This window comes from Aristophania vespae (assembly GCF_009906835.1).
Taxonomy (GTDB): Bacteria; Pseudomonadota; Alphaproteobacteria; order Acetobacterales; family Acetobacteraceae; genus Aristophania; species Aristophania vespae.
In genome coordinates, this window is record NZ_CP047652.1 from 350471 (window position 1) to 370116 (window position 19646).

General features: G+C 43.5%; 18 protein-coding genes and 2 pseudogenes. 10 read left to right on the plus strand and 10 right to left on the minus strand.

Annotated elements, in window-relative coordinates; translation table 11 throughout:
- Positions 1-97 precede the first annotated feature (97 nt).
- On the plus strand, positions 98-2242 hold the full coding sequence (locus GT348_RS01625; RefSeq protein ID WP_160618237.1) for a ComEC/Rec2 family competence protein: 2145 nt from the start codon (positions 98-100) through the stop codon (positions 2240-2242).
- On the opposite strand, the gene nth is transcribed toward GT348_RS01625, so the two are convergent.
- Positions 2196-2909 (minus strand): endonuclease III, encoded by a 714-nt coding sequence (gene nth / locus GT348_RS01630; protein ID WP_236646540.1) that lies wholly within the window; start codon positions 2907-2909, stop codon positions 2196-2198. The two genes, GT348_RS01625 and nth, sit on opposite strands and share 47 nt — an antisense overlap.
- Before the next feature lie 127 nt (positions 2910-3036).
- Between nth and GT348_RS01635 the strand changes: the two genes are divergently transcribed.
- Together GT348_RS01635 and GT348_RS01640 are read left to right on the plus strand one after the other, a co-directional pair.
- Complete coding sequence (locus tag GT348_RS01635; RefSeq protein WP_160618238.1) at positions 3037-4848, plus strand: ABC transporter ATP-binding protein; 1812 nt, start codon at positions 3037-3039, stop codon at positions 4846-4848.
- A 145-nt stretch (positions 4849-4993) separates the two neighbouring features.
- Positions 4994-5665: an aspartyl/asparaginyl beta-hydroxylase domain-containing protein gene (locus GT348_RS01640; protein ID WP_236646541.1), complete on the plus strand. Its 672-nt coding sequence runs from the start codon at positions 4994-4996 to the stop codon at positions 5663-5665.
- A 332-nt stretch (positions 5666-5997) separates the two neighbouring features.
- On the opposite strand, the gene GT348_RS01645 is transcribed toward GT348_RS01640, so the two are convergent.
- The gene (locus GT348_RS01645) at positions 5998-7137 is read right to left on the minus strand and encodes a type III PLP-dependent enzyme (RefSeq protein WP_160618239.1); all 1140 of its coding nucleotides are present in this window, start codon (positions 7135-7137) and stop codon (positions 5998-6000) included.
- A 369-nt stretch (positions 7138-7506) separates the two neighbouring features.
- Between GT348_RS01645 and GT348_RS01650 the strand changes: the two genes are divergently transcribed.
- Positions 7507-8412 carry a YihY/virulence factor BrkB family protein gene (locus tag GT348_RS01650; protein ID WP_160619397.1) on the plus strand — a complete coding sequence of 302 codons (906 nt, stop codon included), beginning with the start codon at positions 7507-7509 and terminating at the stop codon, positions 8410-8412.
- Positions 8413-8418: 6 nt separating this feature from the next.
- On the opposite strand, the gene GT348_RS01655 is transcribed toward GT348_RS01650, so the two are convergent.
- Positions 8419-8868 carry a septal ring lytic transglycosylase RlpA family protein gene (locus GT348_RS01655; RefSeq protein ID WP_236646543.1) on the minus strand — a complete coding sequence of 150 codons (450 nt, stop codon included), beginning with the start codon at positions 8866-8868 and terminating at the stop codon, positions 8419-8421.
- Between the two features lie 172 nt (positions 8869-9040).
- Between GT348_RS01655 and aroQ the strand changes: the two genes are divergently transcribed.
- The 3 genes from aroQ to accC are packed head-to-tail and all read left to right on the plus strand — an operon-like array spanning position 9041 to position 11299.
- A complete protein-coding gene (gene aroQ, locus GT348_RS01660; protein ID WP_160619398.1) occupies positions 9041-9490 on the plus strand; it encodes a type II 3-dehydroquinate dehydratase in 450 nt (149 codons plus the stop codon).
- Positions 9487-9945 (plus strand): acetyl-CoA carboxylase biotin carboxyl carrier protein, encoded by a 459-nt coding sequence (locus GT348_RS01665; RefSeq protein ID WP_160618241.1) that lies wholly within the window; start codon positions 9487-9489, stop codon positions 9943-9945. Before aroQ ends, GT348_RS01665 begins: the two co-directional genes overlap by 4 nt.
- 4 nt (positions 9946-9949) lie before the next feature.
- Positions 9950-11299, plus strand: coding sequence for an acetyl-CoA carboxylase biotin carboxylase subunit (accC, locus tag GT348_RS01670; protein ID WP_160618242.1), 1350 nt, complete (start codon positions 9950-9952; stop codon positions 11297-11299).
- A 54-nt stretch (positions 11300-11353) separates the two neighbouring features.
- On the opposite strand, the gene ccmB is transcribed toward accC, so the two are convergent.
- Positions 11354-12022 (minus strand): heme exporter protein CcmB, encoded by a 669-nt coding sequence (ccmB, locus tag GT348_RS01675; RefSeq protein WP_160618243.1) that lies wholly within the window; start codon positions 12020-12022, stop codon positions 11354-11356.
- Between the two features lie 109 nt (positions 12023-12131).
- Positions 12132-12647 carry a heme ABC exporter ATP-binding protein CcmA gene (gene ccmA / locus GT348_RS01680; RefSeq protein ID WP_236646544.1) on the minus strand — a complete coding sequence of 172 codons (516 nt, stop codon included), beginning with the start codon at positions 12645-12647 and terminating at the stop codon, positions 12132-12134.
- 200 nt (positions 12648-12847) lie between these two features.
- Between ccmA and GT348_RS01685 the strand changes: the two are divergent.
- Both GT348_RS01685 and GT348_RS01690 read left to right on the plus strand, forming a co-directional pair.
- Positions 12848-13593, plus strand: a pseudogene (locus GT348_RS01685) (amino acid ABC transporter ATP-binding protein).
- Positions 13590-15155: an ABC transporter substrate-binding protein/permease gene (locus tag GT348_RS01690; protein ID WP_160618244.1), complete on the plus strand. Its 1566-nt coding sequence runs from the start codon at positions 13590-13592 to the stop codon at positions 15153-15155. The pseudogene GT348_RS01685 and the gene GT348_RS01690 overlap by 4 nt, the downstream one beginning before the upstream one ends.
- Before the next feature lie 14 nt (positions 15156-15169).
- Here the strand turns inward: GT348_RS01690 and GT348_RS01695 are convergent, their stop codons facing one another.
- From GT348_RS01695 to GT348_RS01715, 5 genes and pseudogenes are all read right to left on the minus strand, one after another.
- Positions 15170-16375, minus strand: a complete 1206-nt coding sequence (locus GT348_RS01695) for an FAD/NAD(P)-binding protein (protein ID WP_160618245.1) — start codon at positions 16373-16375, stop codon at positions 15170-15172.
- Positions 16312-16536: an FAD/NAD(P)-binding protein gene (locus GT348_RS09645; protein ID WP_160618246.1), complete on the minus strand. Its 225-nt coding sequence runs from the start codon at positions 16534-16536 to the stop codon at positions 16312-16314. The genes GT348_RS01695 and GT348_RS09645 overlap by 64 nt, the downstream gene beginning before the upstream one ends.
- A gap of 72 nt (positions 16537-16608) precedes the next feature.
- Positions 16609-17508 (minus strand): hypothetical protein, encoded by a 900-nt coding sequence (locus GT348_RS01705; protein ID WP_160618247.1) that lies wholly within the window; start codon positions 17506-17508, stop codon positions 16609-16611.
- A gap of 487 nt (positions 17509-17995) precedes the next feature.
- A pseudogene (locus GT348_RS09760) lies at positions 17996-18736 on the minus strand (AAA family ATPase); the annotation flags it as partial.
- 132 nt (positions 18737-18868) lie between these two features.
- The gene (locus tag GT348_RS01715) at positions 18869-19024 is read right to left on the minus strand and encodes a hypothetical protein (RefSeq protein ID WP_160618249.1); all 156 of its coding nucleotides are present in this window, start codon (positions 19022-19024) and stop codon (positions 18869-18871) included.
- Between the two features lie 21 nt (positions 19025-19045).
- Between GT348_RS01715 and rimP the strand changes: the two genes are divergently transcribed.
- On the plus strand, positions 19046-19642 hold the full coding sequence (gene rimP / locus GT348_RS01720; RefSeq protein WP_160618250.1) for a ribosome maturation factor RimP: 597 nt from the start codon (positions 19046-19048) through the stop codon (positions 19640-19642).
- The last annotated feature ends 4 nt before the right edge of the window (positions 19643-19646 follow it).

Genomic DNA, 19646 nt, shown 5'->3' on the forward strand with positions numbered 1-19646 from the left:
ACGAAATACAAAAAACCTCAATAAGCCTATCATATTTATTATTATGATTATAGTATTTAGTAATGTAATTTTGTATTTTAAGTAACGTGAATAATATATGTTTTCTATATTGGAAAATCGTTTTGCACTGCAAGGAAAAAGACTTTTCTGCTGGAGTCCGGTTTTACTGGGAATAGGAATAAGTTTCTATTTTTCGCTCAAAAATGAACCTAGTTTTTATAGTTTATCTACAGCCATATTATGTTGCCTGACAGGTATTTCTTTGCGTTTTATTGCAACAGAGATTCACCCATATGCTCTTACCCTAAGAGTGTTTAGTGCATTTATGACCTTAATTCCTGTTGGGTTTTTGGCAGGTTATGTAGAGTCTCATACAAGATCTCCTATGCCATTATTGCCTTATCAGGCTGTATGGATTGAAGGTGTTGTTAGCCAAATTGAGCATTTGCCACCTTATCCTTTGGCCAAAATTCAAAGAGACCGGCGTCGGGTTATTTTAAAAGAAATGATTATTTTTGATCCGTGGGAAGTGAGGTCAAAGCCATTACGGCGGACTATGCGTGTTACTTTGAAGCCTCATGATACGTCTCAATTAGAAATTGGACAGCGCATAAAATTAAAAGCTCTATTACGGTTACCTTCAAGTCCGGCCTATCTTGGTGCCTTCGACCTCCAGCGAGATGCGTGGTTTGCTAACAAAGCAGGAAGTGCGAGGGCACTTTCAAAAATTGCTATCATTTCCAGCCCATCCACTATGGGGGTAGAATATTATTTAACCAGGCTTAGAGAGCATATTTCTCACCATATCCATAATGTTCTTTCTGGTCAGACAGCGGCCTTTGCAAGCACAATTTTGAGCGGAGAAACTGTTAGTCTTAGCGTGCAAACGCGTCAGGATTTTGCAGCATCTGGTTTAGCGCATTTACTAGCAGTTGCAGGTTTACATTTAGGTCTCGTAATGGGGTTTTGTGTCTTTACATTACGTGCCTCTTTGGCGGCTTTTCCAAAACTGGCTCTTTATTGGCCTTGTCGTGATATTGCTTATTTGGTCGCCCTCATTATTGGAGCTGTTTATGTAGCGTTGACGGGGTTTCACTTGCCCGGGTTGCGTGCACTTGGCATGGCCTGTTTTGTGGTTTTAGCCTTGTTAGTAGGAAGGCAGGCTCTTTCACTGCGGTCCTTAACGTTTGTCGCAATTTTGTTGGAAATGACGCAGCCTTCAAGAGTTCTGGATGTTTCTTTTCAAATGTCTTTTGCTGCCGTAATGGCTTTGATTGTGGGTTATGAAAATTTGAGAGACCCTCTTTCTCGTCTCAAGCAAAAAACGTGGTTATGGAGAAAAGGCGGCGTTCCTCTCATAATGCTGGCTTTAACATCATTACTAGCTGGAGCTGCGACCTTACCAATAAGTATGGCCCACTTTGGGGCGTTTCAGCCCTGGTTTGTTATAGCCAATATGGTTGCCGTGCCCCTTATGGGGGTCTGGATTATGCCGCTTGGTCTTATTGCGTTGGCAGTTATGCCCTTGGGTTTAGAGGTTTTCCCACTTAAAATGATGGGAGTAGGGATAGATATTGTTCGTTCTTTAGCCTCTCTGATGGCTCATGCTCCTTTGGCCAGCTTGGCTGTGCCAGCCATGCCGTCATGGGGATTAATGCTCGTTATGGCAGGTTTGTCATTGCTTTGTTTATGGCGTGGAAAAGAACGTTTTATAGGGCTTTTATGTCTTTTAATTGGGGTAAGTTCACCATGGTTAGAAAGCACGCCGCATTTGTTAATTGCACCAGATGGTAGCTTAGTTTCATTTCGTGCCAATCATCATCTTTATATTGGTCCGAAATCTAAAGGTTATATTCCCGATTCATGGATGAGGGCCTTTGCGCTCCGCTCGAAAGCTCTGCCGTCTGATTGTGCTGGTGGAGTGTGCAAAATAAATTTGTCGGGGAAAACAATTTTACTCGTTCTGCCGCGCAAAATAACTGAGCCAGGTTTCACGAAAGAGGGCCATTTTTGTGATGGCCTGGATTTAGTGGTTAACCTTTCAAGAGGTCGTATTTTTTGTCCCAGGATTCGGTATTTAGGTTCTGCTGATGTAAGGCGTGAGGGGGCTTGGGCGCTTTATCTTTCTGGCAAAAGAGAGGTTTATCTGCTTTCGGACCGGGAATTTCGTGGAAATCGGCCTTGGGTTTTAACGTCTAGTGCACCGAAAGATCCCGGTTTACCTTTGGCAAAGTCGGAATAGGGCCAGGATTTTTATCTTTATAAAGGCACCATTGTGCTACTGAGCAGAGTTGGCACTCTGGCTTGCGTGCTTTGCAAATATAGCGCCCATGAAGAATTAAACGGTTATGGGCAGGGGGAAGTAAGTCAGGGGGAATGCGTTTCACGAGAGATTTTTCAACCTCAAGTACTGTCTTTCCTGGGGCTAATCCGGTGCGATTGCTAATTCTGAAAATATGGGTATCAACAGCCATGGTTGCTTCGCCAAAGGCAACATTTAAAACAACATTGGCCGTTTTGCGTCCTACCCCTGCTAAAGCTTCAAGCTCTTTTCTTGTACGAGGAACTTCGCCATTATGGCGCTCTAAAAGTTGCTGGGATAAAAGGGCAATATTACGTGATTTGGCCCTCCATAATCCTATTGTCCGAATATATTGCGCTATGTTTTCTTCACCCAAAGCGAGCATAGCTTGGGGTGCTGAGGCCACTGCAAAGAGCTTTTTTGTGGCTAAATTAACCGATTTATCGGTGGCTTGGGCTGAAAGAACAACACTGACCAGTAATTCAAAAGGATTTTGATAAACAAGTTCAGTTTTAGCGTCAGGATGTTCTTTTTCTAATGTTTCTATGAAAGAGCGAACGGATTTTAAACTCATTTTAGAGGGTGCTTGTGCGGGCGTTCTAACCATTCTTAACCGTAAGTCTCTATAAAGGGGTTATAATAGATTATATAAAGTAATCGCTTTTTACCGTAGGGTCTTTATATAGCCCATAAAATACCTAATGTGACTAATCTGTCGGAAAATAATTCCTTTTATGTCCTCTATTAAACAAAAAAGTGACGTTGCAGCCGTTTCTTTTGTTGATATTCTCATTTTTGTTATGCGCCAGTGGGTTCAGCACCCATGGTTTTTATCACGCACACTTGGTGGTGTAGCATTAGCGACAATTGCTGATATTTGTACTCCACTTCTGGCCGGTCGGCTTGTTGGGGATATTTCACATCCTGCTCAAGAGGAAGGAGTGCAGCATGTTCATTTGCTGCATGATGCTCTTTGGATGGTTATGGGACTTTTAGCCCTTGGGTTGGTTGGCGTGTTAGGGCGACGCTCTTCTTATATCGGCATTAGCCATATGACACTGGCTATTATGCGTCGTATTTTAAGTACGGCCTTTGCACGAGTGCAGCGTTTTTCGGCAGAATGGCACAGTAATAGTTTTGCTGGTTCTACGGTGCGCAGAATAACACGTGGTATTTGGGCCTTAGATTCTTTAAATGACACTCTTTTATTATTGATTGTGCCAGAAGTGCTCGTGCTTGTGGGCACGACGTCTGTGTTAATTGTTAAATCACCTTTGATGGGGGCTGTTTTGGGCCTTTCTGTTGTGATTTTTGCTTTTTCTTCTATTCGTTTGGCTCTTCATTATGTTGCTCCTTCAGCCAGGCTTTCTAATCAGTGGGATACGCGCTTAGGAGCTAGTCTGGCTGATTCAATAACATGTAATGCTGTTGTAAAAGCTTTTGGTGCAGAAAAACGCGAAGAACGGCACCTTGAAAAGATTTCTTATTTATGGAGCCGGAGAACATTAAGAAGTTGGATTAGGGGCACAAATAGCGCCAATTTCCAGGCATCCTTATCACTTTTGATGCGTATTATTTTAATAGGATTGGTAGTTTTATTTTGGTGGCAGGGTAAAGCGGGGCCTGGTGATGTCGCTTATGTACTAACAATGATGTTTCTCATTCAGGGATATTTGCGTGATTTAGGGCAGCAGGTGAGCCAGGTTCAGCGCTCGGTCAATGAAATGGAAGAGCTTGTTGCACTTTTTAATCGTGAGCCTGATATTCAGGATTTGCCAAATGCGCAAACTTTGCACGTCAGCAAAGGAGAAGTTCGATTCACAAACCTAACTTTCCGTTACCCTTCACAGCAAAGAGCTATTTACGAGAATTTATCTCTGACTGTTGAACCTGGTTCGCATATTGCTTTGGTAGGGCCAAGTGGGTCAGGTAAAACGACCTTAACCCGACTTTTACAAAGGCTCTATGATGTGCAGGAGGGGGCAATATTAATTGATGGGCAAAATATTGCTCATGTAACGCAGGAAAGTTTGCGTCATAATATTGCGCTAGTGCCACAAGAGCCAATTTTGTTTCATCGTTCCTTGGCAGATAATATTTCCTACGCTAAGCCAGGCGCCAAACCGCAAGAAATTATAGAAGCTGCACGTCTTGCCAATGCTCTTTCTTTTATAGAGCATTTACCTAATGGGTTAGAAACTCTCGTTGGAGAGCGTGGCGTAAAACTTTCTGGAGGAGAGCGTCAGCGCGTGGCTATTGCACGTGCCTTTCTTGCTGATGCACCCATTGTTATTTTTGACGAAGCTACAGCAAGCCTTGATTCAGAATCAGAAAAATTAGTGCAGGATGCCATGAAGCGTCTTATGAAAGGGCGCACAGTTTTTGTAGTCGCGCATCGTCTCTCCACGGTGAGGGAGCTTGATCGAATTATCGTGTTCAAAAAGGGGCATATTATTGAAGATGGTACTCATGAGGCGCTGATGCAAAACCCAGAGGGTGCCTATAGAAAGCTTGTAAATTTACAGTCGCTGGGAGCAGAATTTTAAAAATTATACTCTTTTTGAATTGTGGTTTTACGTCATTGAAAACGCTTTCATGTTTAAAATCTACTTTTAAGTCTTTGGAGTCAAAAAAAGAGTATTTTGCAATGATCGCTATTCTCACGAAATTTTGTGCTAAGGAGACCCTCCTATGACAGCAGGTAAGGTAATTCCGCGGCGTCCTTTCTTAGTACGGCTTGGTAAAAAAATGCGCCCTATATTTAATAGAGCGATCGCAAGCGGCTCATTAGTTTCAAATGCGCCCGTGCTTGATACTGCCAATTTTCCGTGGGTGAGGGCTTTGGAGGATAGTTACGATCATATTCTAAGGGAATATAAGCAACTTCTGTCAGGGGAGAAAAATCTTCCTTCTTTAAGAAAGCTCTCTCCTGATCATGCACGCATTGCCCCTGACGAACGATGGAAAGCTTTTTTCTTATATGGCTATGGCACTAGTGTGCCTGAAAATTGCGCCAAGACTCCAGTAACGGCACAGCTTGTGGCTGGTATTCCGGGTCTTTGTAATGCACTTTTTTCAATAATGGAGCCTCATGGTGTGATTCCTCCCCATAATGGGGTGACGAAAGGTATGCTTAATTGCCATTTGGGTATTTCACTACCTAAAGATAATGAAAATTGCTGGATCAAAGTATCTGACCGTAAGTTACACTGGCAGGAGGGAAAGGCTTTTATTTTCGACGACACATATAAACATACAGTTGAAAATAATACTGACGATTTTCGTGCCATCTTATTTCTTCAGTTTGAACGTCCAACCAGAGGATTAGGCCGTTTGGCGCAAAAGATATTTCTGGGGGAGTAAGACGCTCTGCTTTTGTAAAAGATGCAAAGTCTAACATTGACCGTTGGAACCAGATTCAGGCCGAGCTTGAAAAAAACTAGATTATTTAATGACTGATACAGAAGCTAAGCGATACAAGTCCCTATCTGCTGGCAGCCTGATTAAGATCGACGCTACGAGTTCACCTTGATGGCGGGCAAATATTACGCTTTGACACGTGAAAATGCCCTGACATATTGCTCGTAGATTGAGGATGCTTTGGGAGTGATTTTAGGCGTAACGAAGTCCCTTTTCGTTTTTGGGATTAGAGTTAAAGGCTAGATCGCTAATTTGCCTGTGATTTGGTCTCTAATTCAGAGATAATATTCATTTAAAGGAGCAAAGCCGTTAAAGCCGGTTGAGCAATAGCTTGCAACATAAGCGCCGGTAGCAAGGATGATGATCTTGTCTCCGCTCTTTAATTCAGGCGGTAACATTACAGGATTTTTTTCATACATAACATCGGCGCTGTCGCAGGTAGGTCCAGCAAGAACGCATGGTACCAAGCCTGTTGTTAAGTTATCATACGGTGTTTCAAAACGATAGCGGATTGCTTCACCCTCAGTTTCTGCCAACCCGCCAAACCGACCAATATCGAGGTAAACCCAGCGTGGGTTTTTTCCGGTTTCGTCACGTTGGCTCACCAATATAACCTCAGATCGTACAACCCCGGAGTTCCCAACAACTGAACGGCCAGGTTCTATAAATAAATGCGGTGGTTCTTTAGGAAAAAGCTCTTTCATTGTCGTGGAAATTGTTTTGCCAAAATCCTCGGTAGAAGGAACTTCATCGCTATAATTTGCAGGAAAACCGCCTCCCAGATTAAGAAAATCAAGCGTGATATTCCTATTTTGAAGGGTTTTAAAGATATTTGCCGCAAGCGTAATAGCGTGTTGATAGGCTTTGACCGTCTTTTGTTGGCTACCAACATGAAAAGAAATTCCGGCAGGTTTTAAGCCTTTTTCTTGGGCATCTATTAATAAATGGATTGCTTGCTCGGCTGTCGTGCCAAATTTACGTGATAAGGGCCAGTCAGCGCCATCATTAACGACCATTATACGGCAATAGACTTTAGAACCTGGGGCATAAATAGCAATTTTTTCAAGTTCTTCGGCACTATCAAAGGCAAAAAGTCTTATGCCCAGTTTATAAGATTCACGAATGGCATGAATAGGTTTTATCGTATTGCCAAAAGATAAACGATTTGCAGAGATGCCAAGACTTATACAGCTTTTCACTTCTCCCAAAGAGGCGACATCAAAATAGCTACCCAGCTTTTCTAAGGTTGTAATGATTGGAGCTGCAGGGTTAGCTTTTACGGCATAATAAATTTTTGCCTGAGGCAGAGAGGACTTCAAAGTCAGATAATTTTGTTTAACGACGTCCAAATCTACAATCAGGCAAGGTGTTGCAGGATTTTTATCAGCAATAAACTGAGATATTTTGAGAGTCACGAATACTCACTTCCCTAAAATTATCCCCTATAAATTGAGATAGAGGAGTGTTTCGAAACGGTCTAACGGACCGGCGAAGTCCCTCCCTCCTGATTTTTTAATCCAGAATTAGGGGAGCCAGAACGCTTGACGACGTTGCGTAACCTCGAAAAAGGGCCAGTGGCACGTGCGTTGCTGCGTGGGATGGGAAAAGCCTAATTTTAAAATCAATTCAAGTTAATTTATAAAGAATTTGCATTTTTCGTTCAAAAAGGGATTTTACTACATAGCGGTTTAAATCTTTTTTGAAGTTATGAAGGCTTTGAACTGATTGCAAGAGAAGGAAAAAGAGTGGCTGATCCAGATGGTTTACAAGAAGAATCTGCTCAGATGCCCAAAAGCAAACTGGGTATTTTGCGTCAAATCTTAGTGGATAGCGGAGATAGTCAGACATCTCTTTCAGCTGCGGGATGCGCGTTTTTTGCAACGCTGTCTCTTTTTCCAGCTTTAACGGCCTCTATTTCAATATATGGCCTTGTATTTGATATTCAGACAGTTGAACCGCAGCTCGAAGTTTTAAAAAATCTTTTGCCGCCTTCTGCTTATAGTCTGATTTTTGAACGCATACATACATTAGTTATGCAGCCTCATTCATCTCTGACATTAGGGTTGGTTTTTTCATTGCTGATTGCTTTATGGACGGCAACAGCAGGAAGTCGTTCCGTCATTTCAGCTTTGAATATGGCTTATAATACCAAAGAAAGCCGTGGTTTTTTTCAATTTCAGTTCCTGGCCTTTGGCACGACTCTCATGGCTGTTCTGGGTGCCTGTTTAACGTTGGCTCTTATGGTGGCAGCGCCAGCCATAGTTGATTATTTGCCACATTATCTTAGTTATATTGGGCTTGAGACGAGATATTTGCCTTCATGGGCGCATTTCCTCGTCATGAAAAGCACGGCTGGTTTGGTGCATTGGTTAGCACCAAGCATTATGTTGCTATTTGTTTTTGTGGCTGTTTGCTTACTTTACCGCTTTGCCCCTTGCCGTAACTGGACTCGCTGGTGCTGGATTCTTCCAGGGGCGCTAGTTTCAACTTTTATGTGGGTTCTGACATCTCTTGGATTTTCCTGGTATGTCTCACATTTTGCTAGTTATAGCGTGACATACGGCCCCTTAGGAGCGGTAGCAGCGGTTATGATGTGGTTCTTCGTGAGTGCCTATGTCATCATATTCGGTGCAGTGGCGAATGCTGTTATTGAAAAGAATGGTAAAATAAAGGTCCAGGAAGAGGCATAAAAACTTTTATAAATCTGTTTTTCTGTCTTTATAATCTTCCGATTTTTTGACGTATTTTGTAATGACCACAGGTGTCACGCCGCTTTTGATAATCCCTAACTTAGCGGCTGCTGCCCGGGATAAATCAATAACTCTCGAATTTATGAAAGGGCCACGGTCATTGACTTTAACAATGACCGATTTACCTGTTTTTTGTGAGCGGACAAGTAGTTTCGTACCAAAAGGCAAAAAAGGATGGGCCGCTGTAAGGGCAGTGCTGTCAAAAGCTTTGCCCTGCGCTGTAAGGCCTTTTCGGCTATTTTTACCACTATACCAACTGGCTAATCCTTTTTGGTAAAAAGGACGGGCGGTGGGTTTATGGCGTGATATGAGGCGCTGAGATAGTTTCCGGTGTGGTAATAATGTGCCGGCAGACTCGGACAGCGCAGCTGTAGGTGTCGCGATTACAAAAATCATGCCTGCAATATATTTTAGCCAAGGATGAGAGAAACTGTCTCTCTTTATCCATCTCTTTTTGTAAGATAAGCAAACCATAGTTGCATCTATAGCACATAAAAAGTGAATAGGTTATAAGTTGTGGCAACAACCATCTTTCCTGATAGGTAAGAAGATGTTATCTGCCGCCCAGATGAAACGGCCTCTTATTGCAGTCCTTAATGGACCAAATCTAAATATGCTGGGTTTACGCCAGCCTGAGATATATGGTCATGCCACGCTTGATGATGTCGAGCAGGTATGCATTCAGGCAGCTGAAAGATTAGATGTAGCAATCGATTTTCGCCAGACAAATGGTGAGGGAGAGCTTGTCTCTTGGGTTCAGGAATGTCGTGGCCGTGCAAGCGGAATTGTCATTAATCCTGCTGCATATGGCCATACATCAATAGCGCTGTTAGATGCGCTACACGCTGTGGACCTTCCTATAATAGAGGTTCATATTTCAAACATTCATCGCCGTGAACCATTTCGCCACCATACTTATGTGTCTCAGGTGGCAAGCGGAGTGATCTGTGGTTTAGGTATACGCGGTTATGCTCATGCCCTGCAGGCGATGGCAGATATAATAGAGGATGAAGGATGAGCCGTATGCTCGTAGATAAGGAGGCTATTCGGGCACTGGCCGATATCCTTACGGAAACTGGCCTTACCGAAATTGAAGTTGTCGAGGCGGATAATCGTATTCGCGTTGCACGAACCGTCACAGTGCAGGCGGCAGCGCCTGTTGCTCAGGCAGCTCCAGCTCCGCAGGCTGCGGCTCCAGCTGTTGCTGCTCCACAGACGGAAGTGAATCCTGACTCTCACCCCGGTTGTGTGCCAAGCCCTATGGTTGGTGTTGCCTATTTAACGCCTGATCCATCTTCGCCACCATTTGTGCAAGAAGGTTCACATGTTGCTGCCGGGCAAACAATCATGTTGATTGAAGCTATGAAAACCTTCAATCAGATTAAGGCGCCCAAAGCTGGCACGTTAACAAAATACTGCGTAACTTCTGGTGAGCCCGTAGAGTTCGGTGCTCCCCTAGCAATTATTGAGTAATGTGATGTTTTCTAAGATTCTCATAGCGAATCGAGGCGAAATAGCTCTGAGAGTTCTTAGAGCCTGTCGCGAAATGGGTATTCGCACTGTTGCGATACATTCTACAGCCGACACAGATGCCATGCATGTCCGTCTTGCTGATGAGGCGGTTTGCATAGGTCCACCCAGTTCGCGTGATTCTTATTTGAACGTTCCGGCTATTTTATCAGCAGCTTTAATTACTGGAGCAGAAGCCATCCATCCAGGTTATGGCTTTCTCTCTGAAAATGCTGATTTTGCTGAAACGGTCGAGGCTCATGGCTTAGCGTTTATTGGCCCTACAGCGGAGCATATCCGCATGATGGGTGATAAAATAACAGCTAAAACGACGATGGAAGCTCTAGGGGTTCCGCTTGTTCCAGGATCTGATGGTGCGATCGAAGATCTCGATACAGCGCGTGAGGTCGCAGAGACGGTGGGTTATCCTGTGATCATCAAAGCTACGGCTGGTGGTGGCGGTCGTGGTATGAAAGTTGCTCATAATGAGAGCGAACTTGCCGAGGCATGGCGTGTTGCCAGGACTGAGGCACAGGCCGCTTTCGGTAATGGCGACGTGTATATGGAAAAATATCTCGATCGCCCCCGTCATATTGAGCTACAAATTATTGGTGATAATTTTGGCAATGTGATCCATCTCGGTGAGCGCGATTGCTCTTTGCAACGTCGTCATCAAAAACTTCTTGAAGAAGCCGGGTCGCCCGCTGTTACGCCTGAGCAACGCAACCAGATTGGTGAAACAGTTACACGAGCCCTTTCTAAAATGGGTTATCGAAATGCAGGAACCTTGGAGTTCTTGTACCAAGATGGGCATTTTTGCTTCATTGAGATGAATACACGTTTGCAGGTTGAGCATCCTGTTACTGAAATGATCTCGGGGATCGATCTTGTTTGTGAGCAAATCCGTGTTGCTGCAGGCGAGCATCTAGCCTATCGTCAGGAAGATATTCAGCTTAGCGGACATTCAATTGAGTGTCGTATCACGGCAGAAGATCCTAATAACTTCATGCCTAGCCCTGGCACAGTGAGTGTGTTCCATGCTCCAGGTGGCTTAGGGGTGCGCATGGATAGTGCTCTTTATGCTGGCTATAAAATTCCTCCTTATTATGACAGCATGATCGCCAAGCTCATCGTTCATGCCCCAACTCGTGAGGGCGCAATAGCGCGTATGCAGCGTGCTTTAGATGAATGTGTTGTGGATGGTGTAAAAACGGTCATTCCGCTTCATCAAAAAATTCTTGCCGATCCAGAATTTCGGAAAGGGGATTATACAATCCACTGGCTTGAAAATTTTGTTGCTAAACAAAACGCTACTTAAAGCAGTTAAAATGCCCCAATTTAGGGGCATTTTTTTTGAAAAAAACAAAACTAATTAACGACAGGCTTCTTTCAGGCCCATAGAGGCGGCCAAGGGACAAAGAGGCATAGTTACAAAGAAAAATGCCCCTAAAAAATATAAATTAGAGGCAGATGATATATTAAGCTGCGGACCATATGAGGCTCCAGCGCCAAATATGAGAATAGGCACGCTTAGCGGAATGCCCAAAAGGGGTAGTAAAATATTGCCGCGTCGTGCCCCTAAGCTAATGGCAGCAACCATCCCGCCAATGAGAGAAAGCGAAGCACTTCCCAAGGCAAGACTGCCCAAAATTACAGGGAATTCTCTAGCCTCAAGGCCAAACATAAGTCCCAAGATTAAGGCAGCAATCAGAAGAGGGACCGCGGTTGTGAGCCAATGGGCAATCATTTTTGTTAAGGCTATGGCTGCGGGATGAAGCCCGCTAATCATTAATTGATCGAGAGATCCATCCTCAAAATCATTATTAAAAAGACGATCGAGAGGGGGAAAACTGGATAGTAATAAACATACCCACAAAATACCGGGGGCCATTTGGTGGAGCATGGAAGGAGAGGGGCCGAGGGCTAAAGGAAAAAGAGCCGCACATAAAATAAAAAATAGCATGCTTGCAAGTGTGTCGGCCCCGAAGAAAATAGCTAAACGAAGTTCACGCTCTAATAAGGCCGGGAAGATGCCTCTCATATAAAATCTCTTTTATTCTGATTTTTTTTATCGCTGGAGGGTTTTATTGAGGCTGGTTGCAAATGAAGTGTTTTATGGTGTGTCAGGGGTAAAGGCACGTGAGACGTTGCTATGATGCCCCTCCCTGTGCCAAGTGACGCTCCATAATCGTTCCTAATTGCTTCGTGCTGGTTTGATCAAGTCCGACAGAAGGTTCGTCTAATAGCCATAATGGCGCTGTGCTTAAACATATACGCGCGAGAGCAACACGACGTTTTTGCCCGGCAGATAAAAGACGAATGGGTCGATCTATCAAAGAAATAAGGTTAAGGTCTTTTAGGACCTTAAATAAATTACTGCCTCCAGTCTTCTGGTAAAAACGCAGATTTTCGGCCACACTTAAAGCTGGCTTAAGTGCGTCTTGATGACCGAGCCACGCAATGTCGGCAGTGCGGTTCATTTTCCCGGCTGAAAGGGGGCATAATCCAGCTATGACACGCAGAAAGGTTGACTTTCCAGTCCCATTGGGGCCGGTCAGTAAAAGTGCTTCTCCTGAATTGAGAGATGCAGATATGTTTTTAAGGACGAGTCTTTCTCCGCGAATGACCGAAATAGAAAAAAGCTCCAAAAGGGGAGAAGGCGTCATGAAAAAACCATTCTGAAATAAATTTCTTATTATGAAAATAAAGAGATTTCTGCACTATGAGAAGAATCAGCCCGAAAAGAAACTTCAAAATCATTTTTAAAAAGTGAAACTTTTCGTTATGACCATGGGTCTCAAATTGCTGGGCAAAGATTGTAACTCTTATATCTTGAAATAAGGATACACTGAAACTGACAGATCTGGTGTTGCAGGCGAGAAATATCGTCAAATCTTTTGGCGGACAGGATGTTCTTAAAGGAATTTCCCTAGATGTCGAGCGAGGAGAGTTGATTTCTATTATCGGCCCTCAGGCTGCGGAAAATCAACTTTTTTGCGGTGCCTTAATTTTTTGGAACACCCCGATTTAGCCGAAGTGCGTATTGAGGATGTGAGCCTAAGCTGTAATGGTCGATGGACCCGCCAAGATGAGGCACATGCTCATCGTTTGCGCGCTCATGTGGGTATGGTGTTTCAGGCCTTTAATTTGTTTCCGCACCTCACAGTGCTGGAAAATGTGATGTTGGCGCCCATTCACGTTAAGAAAATAGCCGCTAATCAGGCAGAAATCATAGCCACAGAATTGCTTGAAAAAGTCGGGCTAAAAAACGTTAAAGATCGTTATCCAGATCGTCTTTCTGGAGGGCAAAAACAACGCGCTGCCATTGCTCGTGCCCTGGCAATGAAACCTTCAGTTATGCTCTATGATGAGCCAACTTCAGCGCTCGATCCTGAACTTTCTGAAGAAGTTTTATCGGTCATGCGTGCTTTGGATAATGAGGGTATGACGCAGATCGTCGTTACACATGATATGCGTTTTGCGCGCGCTGCCTCAGATAGGGTGCTTTATCTTGAAGAAGGTACCATTGTTGAAAGTGGTGATCCTGACCAGATTTTTGCCCATCCTCAAGAAGCTCGTACACGTCGTTTTCTAAGGACAATCCTGTCATGAAACACTTATGGCGTGTATGTTTGCGCCCCGCTTTTCTGCTGATAGCCCTAACGTTCTCTGCTTCATTTTTGACAAATGCATATGCAGAAAATGGAGGTTATGCTGTTCCCGGTGCACATAGTGAGACAGATCTGCCCTGGGCCTCGGATGGTGAGGCTAATGTGCCTTACGTCTTCCACGACCCGGCTAAAGAGAGTCGTATTGTTGGCTTTGAATATGACCTCATGGAGGCCATAGCCCCTCTTTTGCACCGTAAGTCACGATTTGTACAAAATGGATGGGAAGGACTTATTCCTGGCCTGTCGCGCGGCCTCTATCCCATGGTGATTGATGGCATAGAAATGACACCCGAACATAAGGCAGCTGTCTTATTCAGTCGTCCATATTATGTGACAACTGATCGTATTGTGGTGTTGAAAGAGGGAAAGAAACTCGAAACTTTAGAGTCTCTTAAGGGGCACGTTGTCGGCACAATTAAAAATACCGCTGCCGAACGCATGTTATTACAACAAGATCCGAAAAGTCTGCGTGCTTATGATGAAGAGACAAATCTCTTTTCTGATTTACGGACAGGTCGTTTAGATGCCATTTTGATCGATGAACCTATAGCTCTTTATTATCTGTCAGATGATATGGAAATCTCAGGTGAACCGATAGGACAAGTTTCTTACGGCATTGCTTTTCCTAAAGATAATCCCGCATTACGTGATGCTGTAAATGAGGCTCTTGTCACTCTCATTCACAATGGGACATTGCACAATATTTTGGCCAAGTGGAATCTGTGGACGCCACAAATGGCACATTATACAGGCGATTATTCAAAGTCTGAAGTAGAGCCAACAGCATGGAATGACTATCGAACCATTATGGCCGGTATGTCAGGTAGCGGGATCAAAACATTATTACATCGCTACGTCACCTTCTTGCCCCTGATAGGGCAAGGCATGGTTATGACCCTGGCAGTTTCTGCTTTGGCAATGGTTATTGCCATTGCTTTGGGTCTTATTTTGGCATTAATCCGGCATTATGGTTTTGCGCCCTTGCGGTTCATAGCGGGTATTTATGTTGAAATTGTAAGAGGCACGCCTTTACTAATCCAGGTCCTGTTTATCTTTTATGGTTTACCGGCGATTGGTATACGTCTTTCACCTTTTTTGGCTGGTGTAATCGCTTTAGGGTTAAATTATGCTGCTTATGAGGCAGAGAATTATAGAGCAGGTTTATTGTCTGTGCCCCGAGGTCAGATGGAAGCGGCGGTCGCGTTAAATATGACGCAATTTCAGGCCCTCCGCCTGGTAATTGTCCCACAGGCTTTTCGTACTGTGGTGCCTGTCATGACCAATGATTTTATTTCATTGCTCAAAGATAGTTCTCTTGTTTCTGTCATTACACTTACAGAATTGAGCCAGACTTACATCCGTCTTTCTTCGACCTATTATGATTATATAGGGACGGGCTTGATGGTTGGTGCAGCCTATCTTTTAGTGGGGCTACCCTTTGTTCGCCTAGCGCGTATGGCTGAAAAACGCATGGGTAAGGCAATAAATCAGGGACATCACTAAAACGGCTTATTTCATTAACGGCTCAAAAGGGTTTGAGAAATTTTTTGAGCCGTTAAGGCCGTCCAGTAAATTGAACCAGAAGTATAGCTCTCACCTCTATTAATGGCGCCACAGCTATAAAGGTGAAGAGCTGTTTTTGTCCGTCCTGTTTGGGGGCATGTTTTAACCCCACCTGCATGATTGAAAGAGAGCAGGCCATCTTGAGCAAGTGACTGCAAGAAAATAGAGGTGCTAGGTTTGTCTAAACCTGTTGCGTTAATAATCGCTGAATAGTGAGTCTGAGTAGCTTTTTCATGTGACACAAACTGAATAGGCACATTTTCAGCTAATTTTAAAATAGCGTCAGCAGATTTTAGAGGCATGGCATCCAGTAAGCGGCCTAGCCAAGGCTCAATATCAGTGTGAAAATAATCTTTTTCACGGTTAGTTAAGTCTGGCCATATGTTATTGAGGGCATAAATAATATCGACGATAATATCTTCCCAAATATTATGCGCAGAGCGACATAGGTCATAATCATAATGAAGCTGATCAGTAAGGCTGGGCTTATAATTTTGAAAATAAGAAAGAGAACTTCCTTTCTTCTGACAATAAGAGTCTATGGCTCGGACAAGGCTATTTAGCTTTTCATAACCGCTAGAAGTGCCTTTATTATGGTCTGCTAAAAAAGCCGCAAATTCGGGCACTTGTAATGCCGGATCTCTTTTCTTTACAGAAGGCAATGCAGCTGATCGGGTTAAAAGATCGATCTCACCTCTAAAGTGGTTTTTTGATAAATGCACCAAGACGTCGATGCTTGCCAAACCACTGCCAATAATGAGCAGCTTTTCATCACGAAACTGATTAAGTGCAGAGGCAGGATAGGGACTGATAATGGATGATGAAAATTGATTAGGGGAAATTTTTTTTAAATTCTGGCCACAGCATAAAATGCAGGCATCATATGCCTGCGTCTGAAGTGCCGTTTTAAGAAGAAATCCTTTTTGAGGGTGAGAAGAGATTTTTTTTACAGATAAAACGTCTTCACGAATAAAATGAACATATTGAGAAAATCTAGGCGTACGACTTATTTTAAATTCAAGAAATTGATAAAAATATTCACGTGAGACAAAGTCTTCTCCCTTAACATCACAATTCAAAACATCATTCAGATAATTCAGAAATTCCTGCGGATTATCGGGATCAGTAAAAGTGAATTCAACAGTTGTGTTGAGAAGCATGTAAGGGAGGCAGCCTTTAAAAGGTTACCCCTCATGCTCTGAGATGGCTCATAAATATCTATGACGAAATTCTGAGCCGAATCTTGATGGGATTGTCTTTCACATAAATGGAGAGCGGTGATGATTGCGGCCGGACCTCCCCCAATAAGAGCAATTTTCATAAAAATATTCCTTATCTATATGAGCCTTATCTGGCTGTTGAGCAGGCTTTCAGAAAGGAAAAATGCACGCTCTTAACGTAAAGAGGCTGGGTCAAATTTCCCACCACTGCTAGTACTGGGTAAGAGCACATTATTATAACCCTCAGCTAATAAATTACTCCAAAGTGGGAGCCATTCTTTTGCTTTATTAATAAAATTTAGAGCCGCTGGATCTTTGTTAAGGACTTTTTTATCCCAATGAGAAAGAGGCGCTAAAAGGCGAGGTGTGCCTTGCTCTAAGGGGCTTAATAACACATCCACTATAGCGCCGGTTATTTGCCCAGAGGGCAGAGGGGAGACATGACGCCAGCCCGCAGTGATCATTAAGGGCGGAATAAGGAGGCCAGCATCTCTAATGCGGCTTATAGCAGCATGGACAAAGGGGTTAAGACTTACAACATCTTCTGCCATGACAGCATTAGCCAAAAATGAGCAATTAATTTGGCCTGGCACATTTTTATTGGTTGTAAAATAATTTCTATCATCATGACAGGGCGTCATGATGTCATCTGCTAAAATTGGTGGTAACGCTTTTTGAGAAAGCTGAGCTGTAATGAAACCTGTCACGACACTATGATCTAGGCGTATGAGGGCAATAAAATTAGCGCCGTTTTCTTCCTCACTTTGTGCCATAACCACAGGGTGCCATTCGCCGTGAGGCAGAGGCAGGGTATGGCCTGCTAAAGTGATACTCCCTTTAAAGCTTTTTTGCATATCAGGAAGAGAAAGCTGCTCGCGCGCATCTCCATGTGACTGGTCTTTAGATTGAAAAGAGTGCTGCTGTGTAAAATGTTCCTGGCCAGGAAGCCAGGGAAATGTTTTTTTCAAAGAGTCTGTCGGAAAATATGCCGCCAAAATAAAACATAAAATACTTAAAATCAGAGATAATCGCCATAAAGCAGCCCGTTTCCAAAGAGAAAGACAGTTATGCATGATCTTATCCCTTCGAGCTGTTTGGTGTTAGGCGCTCTTGCTCAGGCGATGTATTTTGCACGTTAATTTGCCCCTCTTGTTCCTGTAGCCGAACAGTCGAAAAACCTTGTTGACGCATAGTGATAAGTGCTTCTCCAATTTTATCTTCTACAAGGCGTACAATATCCTGCGTCGCAATCTCTGCATCTTGCTCTCTTTGTTGTCGGATAAGAGGAAGAATAATATTGGGATCAATCCCTCCAGCCTCTATATGCAGGCCATAACGCTTAATAAGAGCCTCTATTGCGAGTGCTGAAACACGGGCTAAATCATAATCTTTGAGGGGTTGGAATAAAAAGATGCGGTCACAATAAGCCGTCAGTTCAGGTGCAATACCAATCTCACGTGCCTGTTTTATCCCTTCCATCCGTCTTTTTTCTGCTGTTGAAAGGTCGAGATCGTCTAGGGAAAGTGAGTTTGCTATAGTCTGTGTAAAAATAAATAAAGCCTGGTGGGATAATGAGCTAGAAAGCCGTGCTGCACTCAATTCACCACGCCACAAACTTAAAAGCTGGTCTTGTTCCTCAGAAGAGATTTTGAGAGCTTCTTTGATGATAATAACGGCTTCAGCATCGCGTTTAAGGATTGATTCAATTTGGCTAATGAGCCCTGCTTCGGCATTATGATCAATAAAAAAACACGGTCTTTCTATTTGATGTGCAACCTGCTGGGCGAGGAGATTCTTTCCTGTTCCTGTCGGGCCAAGAAAAAGAAATACTCCAATAGGGCCAGTTCGTTTTTTTAAAGCAAGGCGTAATTTTAACTGCTGAGCAATATCCTCGCAGACTTTTTCCTGCCCAATAATGCGTGCTCTCAAGGCAGCAGCCAACTCGCCTGAATCAATTCTGGCATCTTTATGCTGTCGGCTTAGCTTATGATCAATAACCTGTCTCTTTGTAAAAAAATCCAGCAGCCTAATAAGAGGTCCTCTACGCCGCCTAAGACCTAAGCGCGCTAGTCTGTTTGATGATACCTCATAAATATAGCCGATAAAAACTATAGATAATAAGAATAGGGCCAGGGGCAGAAAGAAAAATCGGGCTCGATCAATTGCAAACCTTAAAATATCTCCAAAATGTTTCCATGAAACAGGGAGAAAAATAAAGAGCTGAATAAAAGCAAGAACAACAAATAATAATAAAAGAAGAGGCATCGCTCTATTGAGTAAGAGCATAAAGGATTTCAGCATGATTCTTTTTATCTCATCTCAGTTTCAGTGAGCGACTCTGCTTTAAGATAGTGAGGCATATGATAAGAAGCGAGAGGTCTTTTTATAAGGGAAAAGTTAAAAATACCGGTAAAACCCCTTTTTGTTGGTGCTTCAAACATTGACCTGAATATTAAATAAAGCGTGATCTTGAAATGAGACCTTGCATCCTCCCAAAATGGTGCCTATTTTAGCAAGAAGTTTACTTTCATCTTCCGCTTTTTTGGGGGGTGGCCCATCTGGGCCGCCTTTTTTGTTTTGGATCAACACTCACACACAAGCGAGCCTTCTATGTCTGCACATGGGATTATACGCCTCAGTGGCCTGGAAGCGCAGATTGCTGATCGCATCGCTCCAACCTTGGTTGACCTTGGTTATGAGTTGGTGCGTCTCTCAGTGCTTGGTCATGAAACACCTACGGTGCAGGTCATGGCAGACAAAGCTGATGGCTCTCTGATTTCTGTAGATGACTGTGAGCAGATAAGTCATGCTGTTGGGGCAATTTTAGATGTTGATGATCCCATCCCGGGAGCCTGGACATTAGAAGTTTCGTCTTCAGGTATTGATCGCCCATTAACCCGTCTCAAAGATTGGGAGCGCTTTACTGGCCATTTGGCAAAGGCAGAAATGGATGTCGCACTTAATGGGCGGAAGCGTTTTGCCGGTATTGTCATGGGTGTGAAAGACGACTCGGCTGTTCTGAGGTTAGATAATGGGGAAGAGGCTTTACTGCCATTATCAGAAATGCGTAAAGCCCGCCTTGTTTTGACCGATGAGCTTATTGAAGCATGTGCTACCTTGGCGGGACTGGAACAATCTTCTAAAGAAGGTGATCAGAAACGCCGCGTGCCAAAGCTAAACCCCAAAAAGACGGGAAAGAAAAATTAATGAC

Coding starts and splice junctions, on each gene's coding strand:
- accC (WP_160618242.1), top strand. CDS start 9,950: ATGTTTTCTAAGATTCTCATAGCGAATCGAGGCGAAATAGCTCTGAGA.
- rimP (WP_160618250.1), top strand. CDS start 19,046: ATGTCTGCACATGGGATTATACGCCTCAGTGGCCTGGAAGCGCAGATT.
- GT348_RS01635 (WP_160618238.1), top strand. CDS start 3,037: ATGTCCTCTATTAAACAAAAAAGTGACGTTGCAGCCGTTTCTTTTGTT.
- GT348_RS01640 (WP_236646541.1), top strand. CDS start 4,994: ATGACAGCAGGTAAGGTAATTCCGCGGCGTCCTTTCTTAGTACGGCTT.
- nth (WP_236646540.1), bottom strand. CDS start 2,909: ATGGTTAGAACGCCCGCACAAGCACCCTCTAAAATGAGTTTAAAATCC.
- GT348_RS09645 (WP_160618246.1), bottom strand. CDS start 16,536: ATGAAAATTGCTCTTATTGGGGGAGGTCCGGCCGCAATCATCACCGCT.
- GT348_RS01705 (WP_160618247.1), bottom strand. CDS start 17,508: ATGCATAACTGTCTTTCTCTTTGGAAACGGGCTGCTTTATGGCGATTA.
- GT348_RS01695 (WP_160618245.1), bottom strand. CDS start 16,375: ATGCTTCTCAACACAACTGTTGAATTCACTTTTACTGATCCCGATAAT.
- GT348_RS01655 (WP_236646543.1), bottom strand. CDS start 8,868: ATGATTTTTGTAATCGCGACACCTACAGCTGCGCTGTCCGAGTCTGCC.
- GT348_RS01690 (WP_160618244.1), top strand. CDS start 13,590: ATGAAACACTTATGGCGTGTATGTTTGCGCCCCGCTTTTCTGCTGATA.
- GT348_RS01665 (WP_160618241.1), top strand. CDS start 9,487: ATGAGCCGTATGCTCGTAGATAAGGAGGCTATTCGGGCACTGGCCGAT.
- GT348_RS01625 (WP_160618237.1), top strand. CDS start 98: ATGTTTTCTATATTGGAAAATCGTTTTGCACTGCAAGGAAAAAGACTT.
- ccmA (WP_236646544.1), bottom strand. CDS start 12,647: ATGACGCCTTCTCCCCTTTTGGAGCTTTTTTCTATTTCGGTCATTCGC.
- ccmB (WP_160618243.1), bottom strand. CDS start 12,022: ATGAGAGGCATCTTCCCGGCCTTATTAGAGCGTGAACTTCGTTTAGCT.
- aroQ (WP_160619398.1), top strand. CDS start 9,041: ATGAAACGGCCTCTTATTGCAGTCCTTAATGGACCAAATCTAAATATG.
- GT348_RS01650 (WP_160619397.1), top strand. CDS start 7,507: ATGCCCAAAAGCAAACTGGGTATTTTGCGTCAAATCTTAGTGGATAGC.